Source organism: Nocardia sp. NPDC058176, from assembly GCF_042883805.1.
GTDB lineage: Bacteria > Actinomycetota > Actinomycetes > Mycobacteriales > Mycobacteriaceae > Nocardia.
Genome location: NZ_JBHVVA010000002.1, coordinates 328,292 through 341,068, shown reverse-complemented (window position 1 = coordinate 341,068; position 12,777 = coordinate 328,292). Strand labels below are relative to the sequence as shown.

General features: G+C 69.5%; 14 protein-coding genes and 1 pseudogene. 7 read left to right on the top strand and 8 right to left on the bottom strand.

The window, feature by feature from the left end; genetic code table 11:
- Positions 1-3: 3 nt before the first annotated feature.
- The gene (locus tag ACFVVM_RS14045; RefSeq protein ID WP_387617401.1) at positions 4-1,605 is read right to left on the bottom strand and encodes a carboxyl transferase domain-containing protein; all 1,602 of its coding nucleotides are present in this window, start codon (positions 1,603-1,605) and stop codon (positions 4-6) included.
- Between the two features lie 65 nt (positions 1,606-1,670).
- Here ACFVVM_RS14045 and ACFVVM_RS14040 point away from each other — a divergent pair.
- Positions 1,671-2,288, top strand: a pseudogene (locus ACFVVM_RS14040) (TetR/AcrR family transcriptional regulator); the annotation flags it as partial.
- A gap of 150 nt (positions 2,289-2,438) precedes the next feature.
- On the opposite strand, the gene ACFVVM_RS14035 reads toward ACFVVM_RS14040, so the two are convergent.
- The 5 genes from ACFVVM_RS14035 to ACFVVM_RS14015 form a co-directional block, all read right to left on the bottom strand.
- The gene (locus ACFVVM_RS14035; protein WP_387617399.1) at positions 2,439-2,831 is read right to left on the bottom strand and encodes an NYN domain-containing protein; all 393 of its coding nucleotides are present in this window, start codon (positions 2,829-2,831) and stop codon (positions 2,439-2,441) included.
- Between the two features lie 109 nt (positions 2,832-2,940).
- Complete coding sequence (locus tag ACFVVM_RS14030; protein ID WP_387617397.1) at positions 2,941-4,185, bottom strand: RNA polymerase sigma factor; 1,245 nt, start codon at positions 4,183-4,185, stop codon at positions 2,941-2,943.
- Positions 4,167-4,556, bottom strand: coding sequence for a YciI family protein (locus ACFVVM_RS14025; RefSeq protein WP_387617395.1), 390 nt, complete (start codon positions 4,554-4,556; stop codon positions 4,167-4,169). The genes ACFVVM_RS14030 and ACFVVM_RS14025 overlap by 19 nt, the downstream gene beginning before the upstream one ends.
- A gap of 110 nt (positions 4,557-4,666) precedes the next feature.
- Positions 4,667-5,371, bottom strand: a complete 705-nt coding sequence (locus ACFVVM_RS14020) for an ABC transporter ATP-binding protein (protein WP_387617393.1) — start codon at positions 5,369-5,371, stop codon at positions 4,667-4,669.
- Positions 5,372-5,382: 11 nt separating this feature from the next.
- Complete coding sequence (locus tag ACFVVM_RS14015) at positions 5,383-6,438, bottom strand: ABC transporter permease (protein ID WP_387617391.1); 1,056 nt, start codon at positions 6,436-6,438, stop codon at positions 5,383-5,385.
- A gap of 130 nt (positions 6,439-6,568) precedes the next feature.
- Between ACFVVM_RS14015 and ACFVVM_RS14010 the strand changes: the two genes are divergently transcribed.
- From ACFVVM_RS14010 to ACFVVM_RS13990, 5 genes are read left to right on the top strand one after another with little or no spacing between them, the layout of a single operon-like run.
- Entirely contained in the window at positions 6,569-7,777 is a 1,209-nt protein-coding gene (locus ACFVVM_RS14010; protein WP_387617389.1) for a sensor histidine kinase, read from the top strand.
- Positions 7,774-8,391 (top strand): LuxR C-terminal-related transcriptional regulator, encoded by a 618-nt coding sequence (locus tag ACFVVM_RS14005; protein ID WP_387617387.1) that lies wholly within the window; start codon positions 7,774-7,776, stop codon positions 8,389-8,391. The genes ACFVVM_RS14010 and ACFVVM_RS14005 overlap by 4 nt, the downstream gene beginning before the upstream one ends.
- A 45-nt stretch (positions 8,392-8,436) precedes the next feature.
- Positions 8,437-8,730 carry a hypothetical protein gene (locus tag ACFVVM_RS14000; protein ID WP_387617385.1) on the top strand — a complete coding sequence of 98 codons (294 nt, stop codon included), beginning with the start codon at positions 8,437-8,439 and terminating at the stop codon, positions 8,728-8,730.
- The gene (locus ACFVVM_RS13995) at positions 8,727-9,140 is read left to right on the top strand and encodes a type II toxin-antitoxin system VapC family toxin (protein ID WP_387617383.1); all 414 of its coding nucleotides are present in this window, start codon (positions 8,727-8,729) and stop codon (positions 9,138-9,140) included. Before ACFVVM_RS14000 ends, ACFVVM_RS13995 begins: the two co-directional genes overlap by 4 nt.
- 19 nt (positions 9,141-9,159) lie before the next feature.
- Positions 9,160-9,585, top strand: a complete 426-nt coding sequence (locus tag ACFVVM_RS13990) for a PPOX class F420-dependent oxidoreductase (RefSeq protein WP_387617381.1) — start codon at positions 9,160-9,162, stop codon at positions 9,583-9,585.
- Positions 9,586-9,689: 104 nt separating this feature from the next.
- On the opposite strand, the gene ACFVVM_RS13985 is transcribed toward ACFVVM_RS13990, so the two are convergent.
- Together ACFVVM_RS13985 and ACFVVM_RS13980 are read right to left on the bottom strand one after the other, a co-directional pair.
- Positions 9,690-11,012 carry a TerD family protein gene (locus ACFVVM_RS13985; RefSeq protein ID WP_387617379.1) on the bottom strand — a complete coding sequence of 441 codons (1,323 nt, stop codon included), beginning with the start codon at positions 11,010-11,012 and terminating at the stop codon, positions 9,690-9,692.
- A gap of 115 nt (positions 11,013-11,127) precedes the next feature.
- Positions 11,128-11,760: a DUF3105 domain-containing protein gene (locus tag ACFVVM_RS13980; protein WP_387617377.1), complete on the bottom strand. Its 633-nt coding sequence runs from the start codon at positions 11,758-11,760 to the stop codon at positions 11,128-11,130.
- Between the two features lie 215 nt (positions 11,761-11,975).
- Here ACFVVM_RS13980 and cobM point away from each other — a divergent pair, with 215 nt between their 5' ends.
- Complete coding sequence (gene cobM / locus ACFVVM_RS13975) at positions 11,976-12,740, top strand: precorrin-4 C(11)-methyltransferase (protein WP_387617375.1); 765 nt, start codon at positions 11,976-11,978, stop codon at positions 12,738-12,740.
- Positions 12,741-12,777: the final 37 nt, after the last annotated feature.

Sequence of the window (12,777 nt, the reverse complement as noted above, 5' to 3'; positions counted from 1 at the left end):
CGCTCACATCCGGAAGACGCCGTAGGAAACGGGTTCGAGCGGCGCTTGCGCGCACACCGAAAGGGCAAGGCCGAGCACGGTTCTGGTGTCCGATGGCGCGATCACGCCGTCGTCCCAGATGCGCGCGGTGGCGTAGTAGGGGTTGCCCTGGGTCTCGTACTGCTCGCGGATCGGGGCCTTGAACGCCTCCTGATCCGCTTCCGACCACGGCTTGCCCGCGCTGTCGAGCTGATCGCCGCGCACCGTCGACAGCACCGAGGCGGCCTGCTCGCCACCCATCACCGAGATGCGGGCGTTCGGCCACATCCACAGGAAGCGTGGCGAATACGCGCGCCCGCACATGGAGTAGTTGCCCGCGCCGTAGGAACCGCCGATCACCACGGTCAGCTTCGGCACCCGCGCGCACGCCACCGCGGTGACCATCTTCGCGCCGTGCTTGGCGATGCCGCCCGCCTCGTAATCGCGCCCGACCATGAAGCCGGTGATGTTCTGCAGGAACAGCAGCGGGATCTTGCGCTTGTCGCACAGTTCGATGAAATGCGCGCCCTTCATGGCGGATTCGCTGAACAGCACGCCATTGTTGGCGACGATGCCCACCGGATGGCCGTGGATGCGGGCGAAACCGGTGACCAGGGTCTTGCCGTATTCGGCCTTGAACTCGTGGAAGCCGTTCTCGCCGTCGATGATCCGGTCGATCACCTCGCGCACGTCGTAAGGGGTGCGCGGGTCGACGGGGACGACGTCGTAGAGCTCGTCCTCCGGCTTCGCGGGCGGGGTGGTGGGCAGTACCTCCCACGGCGCTTCGGGGCGCGGGCCGAGGGTGGCGACGATATTGCGCACGATGCGCAGGGCGTCGCGGTCGTCCTCGGCCAGATGGTCGGTGACACCGGAGGTGCGCGAATGCAGCAGGCCGCCACCGAGATCCTCGGCGGTGACGACCTCGCCGGTCGCCGCCTTCACCAGCGGCGGGCCGCCGAGGAAGATGGTGCCCTGGTCGCGCACGATCACCGCCTCGTCGGCCATCGCGGGGACATACGCGCCGCCCGCGGTGCACGAGCCGAGCACGGCGGCGATCTGGGCGATGCCTCTGGCGCTCATGTTCGCCTGGTTGTAGAAGATGCGGCCGAAGTGCTCGCGGTCGGGGAACACCTCGTCCTGGTGCGGCAGGAACGCGCCCCCGGAGTCCACCAGGTACACACACGGCAGATTGTTCTGCGCGGCGACCTCCTGCGCGCGCAGGTGCTTCTTCACCGTGATCGGGTAGTAGGTGCCGCCCTTGACCGTCGGGTCGTTGGCCAGGACGAGGCACTCGCGACCGGCGATGCGGCCGATGCCCGCGATCGCGCCCGCGCTGGGGCACTGGTCGTCGTACATGCCGTTGCCCGCCAGCGGGGCCAGCTCGAGGAACGGGCTGCCGGGGTCGAGCAGCTCGTCGATCCGCTCGCGGGGGAGCAGCTTGCCCCTGGCCACGTGCCGTTCCCGCGACTTGAGCGGGCCGCCGAGCGCGACCGTGGCCAGCCGCTGACGCAGGTCGTCGACCAGCGCGGCGTGCGCGGCCCGATTGCCGGTCGCGGTCTCGGTGCCCAGATCGTGCGTAACCGTCATCACGTCATCCTGTCGCCCGGTTAATCGCCAATAACTGAAATTCAGGTTAATCTGGACTAACCGAGTTGTCCAGACCGGGTGGAGGGAGATTCGCTGTGGCCACCGTCGAGCCAGTCCCCGTGACCCGTCGCGAGCAGCTGAAAGCCGAGCGTCGCGCGCAGCTGCTGGACGCGGGTGCCCGGCTCATCGCCGATCGCGGTTTCCTCGGCGTGCGCCTGGACGACCTCGGCGCGGCCGTCGGCATCAGCGGTCCCGCCGTCTACCGGCACTTCGCGAACAAAGAGGCACTGCTCGTCGAGCTGCTCGTCGGGATCAGTGAGCGGCTGCTCGCGGGCGGCCACGCCGTCGTCCACGAGTCCGATACCCCCGCCGCCGCCCTGGAAGGCCTGGTCGACTTCCACCTCGACTTCGCCTTCGGCAACCCCGAACTCATCCGCATCCAGGACCGCGACCTCGACAACGTCCCCACCCCCGACCGCCGCACCCTGCGCCGCACCCAGCGCCAGTACGTCGAGATCTGGGTCGGCGTCCTGCGCGACCTCGACCCCGACCTGGCCGAGGAAACCGCCCGTATCCAAGCCCACGCCGCCTTCGGTCTGATCAACTCGACTCCGCACAGCGCAAGCCAGGCCACCGCGATCAGGGCGCGTCCGGTTCTTCGTGAGATGGCGCTGGCGGCCTTGACAACAGACTCGCACCGCCAGCCCTTGGAGCGCCTGCGTCAACAGGGCCGGGTTCAGCGTGCGAGTGAAGCCGAGCGCGCCGCAGTCGAGCCGGTCGAGGGTGGTGGCACCGTCACCGACCTGATCGAGGGCAACCGCCGGTAGACGCGGTCAGTCCAACTGGCTCCACAGCCAGCTGGGCCCGACGGTCTCGGCGCCGTGATCGTGGACGCGGGAACGAAGTTCGCGGTCGGCGGTGACGACCGTGATCTGGTCGAAGTCGCTCGCCTGCGCGACCACCTCGACGATCCTGTCGTCGCCCGACCGTTCGGCCAGGACGACCGTCATCCGCGGGGCAGCGGGTTCGGTGCCGTCGGCTCCGGCCTTGGCCGCGCCCTCGAGGATGACGGCGATCGAGGTGGTCTCGGGCAGTCGAGCGCTCAGCCCCGCCAGATCCGCGAGCAGTCGCCGCGCGGCCCCGGCCCGATCCTTCCACCAGCCATTGGGTCGGGAGCCGATCACATTCGCGGCATCGACGACGATCAGCTGCCTCGGCTCGGTCATCGGTTCAGTGTGCCTTGTAAGCGCTGATCACTTTCGACAAGCGATTGGGTGAAGCGGCGGAAGCGGCTGGTCTGAACTGGGTGTCGCCGGGCGCGTCGTAGCCCGACGTTCAGCGTGTTCGGTCGAGCTCGGCGCGGCGGGCGACGAGGAATTTCCGCATCGGCGCGTCGACGGTGAGGGCGATCGCGCGGTCGTAGGCCGGGGCGGCGTTCTGGCCGGCGCGGGCCTGGAGGTGGGCGCGGGCGGCCCAGGCGGGTTGGAAGCGGTCGGTGTTCGCGGCCAGGGTGTCGAGGTGGTGGAGGCCGGCGGCGGGGCCGTGTACCTCGCCGAGGACGACGGCCAGTGAGACCATCGAGCCGAGGGTCGGCGCGGTGGCCACCAGGGCGCGGTAGATCGTTTCCAGGGCCTTCCAGTCCGTGGTGCCGGATGTTCGGCGATGGCAATGGACCGATTGGGCGGCCGCTTCCAATTGGAATCTGCCGATTCGGCCCTGCGTGTGCGCCCGTGCGAGCAGCGCCTCGCCTTCGGTGATCAGTGCCCCGTCCCATCGGGAGACGTCCTGTTCGTCGACGGGGATCAGGACGCCGTCGGCGCTGAGCCGGGCCGGTCCACGGGCGACGGACAGGTCGATGAGGGCGGCCAAGCCGAGGACCTCCGCCTCGGTCGGCAGGAGTTCGGCGAGTGTGTGGGCGAGGTGGGTGGCCTCGCCGGCCAGGCTTTCCCGCTCCGACATCCCGGCGATACCCTGCCAGTCGATCGCGTACGCGCCGTAGACGGCCTCGAGCACCGCGTCGAGCCGTTCGGGCAGCGCGTCGGGCTCGGGGACGGCGAAGGGGATCGCGGCGTCACGGATCTTGCGTTTCGCGCGGACGAGCCGCTGCGCCATCGTCGTCGCCGGAATGGCGAAAGCCGTTGCGATTCGGGCGGATTCGACACCGAGCACCGTGTGCAGCATGAGCGGTGTGCGGATGGCGGCGGCGATCGCCGGGTGGGCGCACACGAACAGCAGGTCCAGGCGCCGGTCCGGCAGCACCGCTTCCTCGCTCACCTGTGTGGTGCTGCTCGGGTCGTCGGTGACGGAGTCCAACGGCACGGATGTCCGGAACGCGGCCGATCGGTAGCTGTCGCGCAGCCGGTTGCGTGCCACGGTCAGCAGCCACGCTTCGGGATTGGCCGGAATTCCGTCGCGTACCCAGCGGTCGAGTGCGCGCTCCAACGCATCCGAGAGCGCGTCCTCGGCCGCCGCGATGTCGCGGGTCGGCGCGGCGAGCAGCGCGAGCAGCCGACCGTACGAGCGGCGGGTCACCTCGGCGACCCGCCGTCGCACGGCGTCGGTCAGCTCTCCAGCCGGCACGAGTCGGTCCACTGCCCGCCGATGATCGAGGTGGCGACCGGCCGCACCTCGATGACCCCGTACTGCGCCGCCGGGCACTTCTCCGCCCAGGCCAGCGCCGCGTCGAGATCGGGCACCTCGATCACGAAGACGCCGGCGAGCATCTCCTTCGATTCGGCGAACGGACCGTCCTGGACCTCGAGCGCGCCCCCACGCAGCGTCACCTGCGTTGTCGCGGCGCTCTGCTGCAGGATCTCCGCCCCGACCAGCACGCCCGAGGACACCAGGTCCTCGGCATAGCGGGCGAACGCGGCCTGCGTCTGCTGGATCATCTCCTCGGGGATGTCGCCGGGAGCGGGTTCGCCGTGGTTGAGCACGAGTGCGTAGCGCATGATCTGTCCTCTCGTCGAGTCCGGCTCGGTGGATGTTCGCCGGACACCATGATGACGATTCATCTCGCGTCCGATCGACACGGCCGGTGACCGAGGTTCTGGTCGATGCTTCAGGTCGCTTGGCGCACTCGTGTGGTCAGGTGGCCGTCGACCATGCGGTAGACGGCGTCCATGCGGTGTAGGTGGGTGGGGTCGTGGGTGACCAGGATGGTGGCGGCGCGGTGGGTGCGGGCGATGGTGGTGATGAGGTCGATGATGGCGGCGCCGCGTTCGGAGTCGAGGGCGGAGGTGGGTTCGTCGACGACGAGTAGGGCGGGGTCGTTCATCAGGGCGCGGGCGATGTTGACGCGTTGGCGTTGGCCGCCGGAGAGTTGGGCGGGGCGTTTGTGTGCCTGGTCGGCGAGGCCGACGGCGTCGAGCAGTGTCAGTGCGCGAGTGTGGGTTTCGCCGCGTGGTGTGCGGGTGCGTCCGCCGAGGTGCGCGGTGACCTCCAGTTGTTCGGCGGCGGTGAGGGCGGGGATCAGGTTCGGTTGCTGGAACACGATGCCCATCGAGGATCGGCGCACGGTGGCTGCGGCGCGCCTGCTCAGGGTGGCGAGATCGACTGTGCCCGAATCGGTGTCGAGGACGACGGTGCCCGAGTCGGGGCGGATCAGCGTGGCTGCCACCGCGAGCAGGCTCGACTTGCCTGAGCCCGAGGGGCCGGTCACGGCGGCGATGGTGCCGCCGGGGACGTGCAGGTTCACCCGGTCGAGTGCGGTCAGGCGGTCGGTGCCGTCGGGGTAGGTGAGGGTGACATCGGTGAGAGTGAGCATGGCGGGGTCCTTCAGCGGGTCGCGCCGAGCGCGGTCAACGGGTCGGTGGTGAACAGGAAGCGCAGGGCGACGGCGGCACCCGCCAGGCCGAGCACGATCAAGGCCAGCGCGGGGACGAACGTGGTCGCGGGCGAGAGCACGAGCGGCACGGCGTCGCCGATTGCCAGCGCGGCGGCCGCGGTGATGCCGAGGCCGAGGGTGACGCCGGTGACCAGCACGATCGCGGCCTGGGCGAGGGCGTCGAGGACCAGCGAACCGGTGGTGGCGCCGAGCGCCTTCAACGTGGCGACATCGGGCTGGCGCTGCACGGTCCAGACGGTGAAGAACGCGCCGATCACCAGTGCCGAGATGGCGAACAGCAGCATGGTCATCAGGGTGAGCGAGCTGTTCTCGGCCTGGTAGGAGCCGATCGCCTCGACGGCCTCATTAGCCGCGACGGTCTGCGTGCCCGCCTCGGAGTCGAGACCGCCGTGTTCGGGCGAACCGGTCACCGCCAGGACGGTCGCCGCGCCGGAGCGCGGGCTCGCCGCCTGCCAGTCCGCCAGGCTCGTCCAGATCACCGGGATGTGGCTGTACCAGTCGTCGGTGGACACGTCGGCGACCCTGAACTCGTGGCCGGCGAGTACCACGGTGTCGCCCGGGCTCGCCGAGAGTTCGCGTGCCGCACCGGCACTCAGCACCACCGCACCGGATTCGGTAGCAGGATGATTGCCGAATGCCGACGGATCACCGCCGAACAGTGCGACCTGGACCGGGGCGGAACCGGGGTGTTCGGCGCGGATGCGCGAGATACCGATCGGTGTGACGGTCGCGCCCTCGGCCGCCGACGTCCACTGGTCGAGCTGCCGGTCGGTGAGCACCGAGGAGTCGAACGACGGATCGGTGCCGGTTTCGGCGAACACGATCTCGTCGGCGTCGATGTTCTCGACCGCGGAGATGTTCTGGTGCGCCAGGCCCGCGGTGAGGCCGCTGAGGAAACTCACCAGCACCGCGACGAGCAGGACGACGGTGGTGATGAGCAGGAAGCGGCCGCGGGCGGCCCGCAGATCTCGGAGTGCTACGAACATGACTCCACCCTCGCCGCGCGAAGCCCGTTCGCCATCGCACCGGCGCTGGAATCGCGCTCCACCGTAGGGGCGAGCGTGTTTACACCTTTCGATGGATGCCGGCGCGGTTGCCGCACATAAGCTGGTCGGCGTGCACTCGTCCCCCCTGACCCCGGTGGTCACCACACTGCGGCTCGGCCTGCACGTGCTGGTGACGGTGCTGGCCGTGGTGGTCGCGGTGCGGGCGGTGGTCGATGGCGGACACGGCGCCGCGGTGGTCGCGCTGACCGCCGTCTGGCTGGTCGTCTACTTCGCGGGGGCCGAGATGCCGCGGCGTTTCGGGCGCCGTGGGCCGGTGGGCGGTCGCGGACTCGGGACGGGTTCGGCGGCCCGATCCGAGGTCGTGTGGATGTGGCTGGGCGTGCTCACCGTCCTGTGGCTCGTCCTGCTGGCGTTGACGCCCGACGCTGTCTATCTCGCGTTCGGTCTGTTCTTCCTCTATCTCCATCTGCTGCCGCGCCCGTGGAATCTGCTCGCCGTGGTGCTGGCGACGGCGGTCGGGGTGTTCGGGTTCGCGGCGCATCGCGGGTGGTCGGTGGGGGCGGTGATCGGGCCGGTGCTCGGGGCGGCGGTGGCGATCGGGATCGGGCTGGGGTATCAGGCGCTGTATCGCGAGGCGGTGGAGCGGGAACAGCTGATCGACGAATTGATCAGCACCAGAGCGGTTCTCGCCGAACAGGAACGCACCGCGGGCAAGCTGGCCGAACGCGAGCGTCTCGCCAAGGAGATCCACGACACCGTCGCCCAGGGGCTGAGCAGTATTCAGCTTCTCCTGCACGCCGCCGAACAAGCCGCACCGGATTACCCTGCGCTGGAACGCATTCAGCTCGCCCGCGAGACCGCCGCGGAAGATCTGGCCGAAACCCGCAGGCTCATCGACGAACTCTCGCCCGCCGCGCTGGACGGGCAGTCGCTCGCCGAAGCGCTGGAACGGATCTGCGGGCGCGCGCAGTCGGCGACGCTGGCCACGCAACTGCTCGTCGAAGGGGAACCGGAACGGTTGCCGATGGCGGTGGAGGCGGCGCTGGTGCGGATCGCGCAGAGCGCGGTCGCCAATGTCGTCCAGCATGCCGAGGCCGGACGGATGCGGGTCACGCTCACCTACGACGACACCGACGTGCACCTCGACATCGTCGACGACGGCATCGGCATCGACCCCGGCGTTCTGCGCGGATCGCGCGCGTTCGGCCTGGCCGCCATGCGCAGTCGCGTCGAACAGCAGGGCGGGGCGATGAGCGTCGAATCCGAACCGGGCCACACCGCTGTCACCGTGTCCTTTCCGCTGGGAGCCGCCTCGTGATCCGCCTCCTGCTCGCCGACGATCACGCCATCGTCCGCGCCGGGCTGCGCGCCCTGCTCGAGGCCGTGGCCGACATCAGCGTGGTGGGCGATGTCGCCGACGCCGACGCGGCGGTCGCCTTCTGCGCCGCGCACCCCGTCGACCTGGTCCTGATGGACCTGCGCTTCGGCGACGGTCCCTCCGGCGCCTCGGCCACCGCCGACCTGCGCGCGCTGCCCACCCCACCGAATGTCCTCGTCGTCACCAACTACGACACCGACGCCGACATCCTCGGCGCCATCGAAGCGGGCGCGGTGGGTTACCTCCTCAAGGACACTCCGCCCACCGAACTCCTCGCCGCCGTCCGCGCCGCCGCCGCGGGCGAGAGCGTCCTCTCACCCACCGTCGCCTCCCGCCTGATGACCAGGGTCCGCCGCGCCGACACCACCCTCAGCGCCCGCGAGGTGGAGGTCCTGCGCCTGGTCGCCGCGGGCCTGTCCAACCGCGACATCGCCAAACAACTCTTCCTCAGCGAGACCACCGTGAAGTCCCACCTCGTCCACATCTACGCCAAACTCGGCGTCAAATCCCGCACCTCCGCCGTCGCCACCGCCCGCGCCCAGGGCGCGATCTGACCGGACTCGATCGACGTTCGTGATACCTGGCGGTATCATCGACGTATGGCTATGACACTTCGGTTGTCCGAAGAGCAGACGGCCGCACTGCGGCGCCGCGCGGAGGCCGAACACACCTCGATGCAGCAGGTTGCTTTGACCGCGATCGACAACTACATAAACCAGCCGACAGAGCTCGGTCGACGCCGCGCTGTGCCGGTCGACGAGTTGTTCGCGATGTTCGGTGACCTTCCGCCGATGGACCCTGAGCGGTTCAGGGCGGATCAGGACGATCATGTCGACGGATCTGCTCATTTCGACGCCTATCTCCGGGCGGCGCGGTCCGGAGAAGCTGAGTGACCGCCAAGCATCTGCGAGGTCTTGCCGACACCAATATCCTGATCTACCTGGAGCGATTGCCCAGGGAGTCGCTGCCTGGCGAGTTGTTGACCAGTACTGTCACCTTGGCGGAACTGTCGGCAGGTGTGCACCAGACCGACGATGCGGTAGAGCGGGCGCGGCGAATCGCTCGCCTGCAGCGCACGGAGGCGGTGTTCGATCCCTTGCCGTTCGATGCGGAGGCCGCACGGCATTACGGACTGATCGCAGCGGGCGTGATCGCCCACGGTCGCAAACCTCGACGCCGAGAAGCGGGCCTGATGATCGCGGCAGTCGCTGCCGCACGCCGACTGCCGCTGTTCACCACCAACCCCGATGACTTCAAAGGCACCGAAAACATCGTGACGGTCGTTCCAGTACAACGCCCGTAGGTAGGCCTACCCTTGGCACATGGCTTCCCTGTCGGATCCTCAGGTACGTGAGTTCCTCACCCATGGCACGCGGACGGGCAAAGTCGCCTTCACCGCGGCCGACGGCCGTCCGCTGGTGACCCCGATCTGGTTCATCGTCGAGGGCGACGAACTGGTCTTCAACACGGGCGCGAACACCGCGAAGGGGCGGGCGTTCGCGCGCGATCCGCGGGCCGCGCTGTGCGTGGACCTCGAAGAGCCGCCCTACGCCCTTGTCGAGGTGCAGGGCACGGTCACGCTGTCCGAAGATCTCGACGAACTCGTCCGCACGGCTACCGCCATTGCCGCCCGCTACATGGGCGCGGACAAGGCCGAAGAATTCGGCAAGCGCAACGGTGTCCCCGGCGAGCTCGTCGTCCGCCTCCGGCCGACCAAGATCATCGCCCACTTCGACATGACCGGCTGAGCGGTCCTACCGGACGTCTCCGTCCGCGTCCGAGCGCGGTGCCGTTTCCGGAACCGGATCGGCGATGAGCCGACCACACGGCGGACCACCACCGGCGAACGCGGCTAGCGGGTCGCGAGGACGAAGCGTTTGCCCGGGTCGACCATTTTTCGGACGGTCGCGCCCTTCGAGTACTCGCCGAGGGCGGTCATGTTCCAGCTGTGCGCGTCGCGGGTGAGGACGCAGAGGAAGACGCCGGTGGTCGGTTCGCCGCCGGACAGTTCGTAACGCACCAGCTCGGCACCGGTGTGGTCGTCGATCAGGCGGCAGTGGGCTCGGGCGACCTGGTCGAATTTGTGGCCCGCGAAGGAGTTGACGGTGAAGACCAGGGCATGGACCTGCGGGGGCAGGGCGGTCAGGTCGACGGAGATGACCTCGTCGTCACCGTCGCCGTGGCCGGTCAGGTTGTCGCCGGAGTGCTTGATGGCGCCGTCGAACGCCTGCTGCCGCATGAACCACACGTTGATCAGCTTCTTCGCCCGGTCGTCGTAGGCGATGACCGAGGCGTCGAGGTCGACATTGCTGCCGTGCTTCGCCGGGTCCCAGCCCAGGCCCATGCGCACCCGGCTCAGCGGCGGTTCGCCGTGCTTGGTGAGCGAGACCGTCTCGTTCTTGCGCAGCGTGACGCGGCCCTTGGTCAGGTCGATCGTCGGTGTCCCGAATCTCGGCTGCTCGACGGGCGGCCCAGAGTCCTGCGGTGGGGCGGCAGGTGTCTGCGACTGCTGTGGCGGGGCAGTCGGCGGTAGTGAGTCCTGCGGTGGGCCGGCGGATATCGGCGAGTGCTGTGGGGCGGCCGGTGGCGGCGAGTGCTGAGGCGAGGCGGCGGGCGGCGGGGTGAAGGGCGCCGGCGCGTGTTGCGGCGCGGTCGCGGGCTGGAGGACCGGTTCCGGGCTCGGCTCGTCGTCGACGGTGATCCCGAAATCGGTGGCGATCCCGGCCAGTCCCTGCGCGTACCCCTGGCCGACCGCGCGCACCTTCCATCCACCATTGCGCCGGTAGAGCTCGCAGGCGATCAACGCCGTCTCCGGGCCGAGGCCGTCCGGTGCGAAGGTGGCGAGCAGTCCGCCGGTCGAGGCGTCGGTGACTGTGATCCGCAGCGGTCCGGCCTGGCCCCAGTCGGCGGGACCGGTGCCGTCGAGGCTGGCGGTGAGGACGATCTTGTCGATCTCGGCGGGCACCGCACCAGGGATGACGCTGATCGCCTCGGGCCCGAGCACCTCGACGCCGGGTGCGATCGGCTGGTTGTAGAACACGAAATCGCTGTCGGAGCGCACCTTTCCGCTCGCGGTGAGCAGTAGCGCGGCGATGTCGACCGTCGTCGCGGCCGCTACCGCGATCCGCACCTCGCTCGCGGAAATCGGCGCGTTCGCACCCTTCGTCAACTCCATGGGATCCCCCTCCGTACGTCGCGACCACCCTACGTTGCGGCCCGCCGTCCGCGCGGCTGTCCGCTCGTCGCCGCGGGCTGGGTTCGTCCGCACTCGACGATCTGATCGGGTGGCGCTACGACATCGGGAACGCGTCCGGCCCGGGCGGGCTGGGGTCGTAGGGCGGCGGATTGTCGCGGTCGAACAGGGGAGACGAGCAGGTGGCCCCGGGTTCCGGCGTGGTGTACGGGTTTTCGCGCAGCGCGACGATGAACTGGTCGATGCGCGCGTCGTCGGCATTGTCGGGGACCAGTTGGTGTCCCCAGGACTGCACGGAGAGGGGAACGGACATGTCCGGGATCGGTGACATCAGCATGTACGGCTTGTTCTCGACCTTCGCGCGCAACGTCGCCTGCTCCTCGGCACCGACGCGCGCGGGGTCGTAGGCGATCCACACCGCGCCGTGCTCCAAGGAGTGCACCACATTCTCGGTGCGTAGGGCCTTGTCATAGACGACACCGTCGCAGGCCGCCCACCGCGCGTCGTGCGGTCCACCCATCGGCGGAATCGCGGGGTACGCGACGCGCTGCGAAGCCGTCACGTGCAGCCCCGGCGGAATCTCGACGGTGACGATCCCGGGTATCCCACGCGCCGGATCCTGATTGCTCACCGACGGCACATACCCGTCGAGCGCGACCGTGGCATGCCCATCGACGGTGCCGCCCGCACATCCCGCCGCGCACGCCGCCGCCACGACCCCCACGACCATCGCCGCGCCTGCCCTACCCGAAACCCGCACCCCAACCCCTCTCGTCGCGCCGACCCGTACCCCAGAACCTACGTGCCCACCCCCTCGCCCGTGCGGTCGATTCAAGATCACCACGCTCTGGTGGCGGACCGCTCTCGACCGATGCCGCCACCAGAGCGGTGGTGATCAACTGTCCAGGGCGCTAGGGCTGTGCGGGCGCGATCTACGCTGCTGGTATGACTGTGCACTTCATCGGGGCGGGGCCCGGGGCGGCGGATCTGCTCACGGTGCGGGCGGCGACGTTGCTGCGGGAGAGCGCGGTCTGTTTGTACGCGGGGACCTATCTGGATCCCGAGGTGCTGGCGCACTGTGCGCCGGGGACCGAACTCATCGATACCCAGCGGCTGGATCTGGATCAGATCACCGAGCATCTCGTGCGCGCGCATGCGGCGGGCCGGGACGTGGCGCGGTTGTGCTCGGGCGATCCGTCCCTCTATTCCGCGCTCACCGAGCAGACCCGCCGCCTCGACGCCAACGGCGTGCCCTGGGACATCACCCCCGGTGTCCCGGCCTACGCGGCAGCCGCGGCGGCCCTCGGCACCGAGTTGACCGTCCCCGAGGTGGTCCAATCTGTGGTCCTCACCCGCACCCAGGCACGTTCGACCGCGATGCCCGAGGGCGAGGCACTCGCGAACTTCGCCGCGACCGGCGCCACCCTGGTCCTGCATCTCGCCATCACCCGGATCAGGGTGCTCGCGGAGGAACTGATCGACGAGTACGGCCCCGACTGCCCGGTGGCCGTCGTCTACCGCGCGAGCCAGCCCGAACAACTCGTCCTGCGCGGCACCCTCACCGACATCGCCGACCAGGTCGAATCCGCCGACCTCCGCCAAGCCGCGGTGATCCTGGTCGGCCGCGCGATGACCCCCGCGATCGACTGCGTCCAATCCCACCTCTACGACCCGGCCCGAGTCCGCGCGGTGGCCGAACGCGACGGGTAGCCGAGGAGCAGACCGGGCGGTGTGATCCATGCCTCAG

Excerpts from the sequence above, each read along its gene's own strand:
- ACFVVM_RS14045 (WP_387617401.1), bottom strand. The coding sequence starts at position 1,605 with ATGACGGTTACGCACGATCTGGGCACCGAGACCGCGACCGGCAATCGG.
- ACFVVM_RS14035 (WP_387617399.1), bottom strand. The coding sequence starts at position 2,831 with ATGACCGAGCCGAGGCAGCTGATCGTCGTCGATGCCGCGAATGTGATC.
- ACFVVM_RS14025 (WP_387617395.1), bottom strand. The coding sequence starts at position 4,556 with ATGCGCTACGCACTCGTGCTCAACCACGGCGAACCCGCTCCCGGCGAC.
- ACFVVM_RS14020 (WP_387617393.1), bottom strand. The coding sequence starts at position 5,371 with ATGCTCACTCTCACCGATGTCACCCTCACCTACCCCGACGGCACCGAC.
- ACFVVM_RS14015 (WP_387617391.1), bottom strand. The coding sequence starts at position 6,438 with ATGTTCGTAGCACTCCGAGATCTGCGGGCCGCCCGCGGCCGCTTCCTG.
- ACFVVM_RS14000 (WP_387617385.1), top strand. The coding sequence starts at position 8,437 with ATGGCTATGACACTTCGGTTGTCCGAAGAGCAGACGGCCGCACTGCGG.
- ACFVVM_RS13990 (WP_387617381.1), top strand. The coding sequence starts at position 9,160 with ATGGCTTCCCTGTCGGATCCTCAGGTACGTGAGTTCCTCACCCATGGC.
- ACFVVM_RS13985 (WP_387617379.1), bottom strand. The coding sequence starts at position 11,012 with ATGGAGTTGACGAAGGGTGCGAACGCGCCGATTTCCGCGAGCGAGGTG.
- ACFVVM_RS13980 (WP_387617377.1), bottom strand. The coding sequence starts at position 11,760 with ATGGTCGTGGGGGTCGTGGCGGCGGCGTGCGCGGCGGGATGTGCGGGC.
- cobM (WP_387617375.1), top strand. The coding sequence starts at position 11,976 with ATGACTGTGCACTTCATCGGGGCGGGGCCCGGGGCGGCGGATCTGCTC.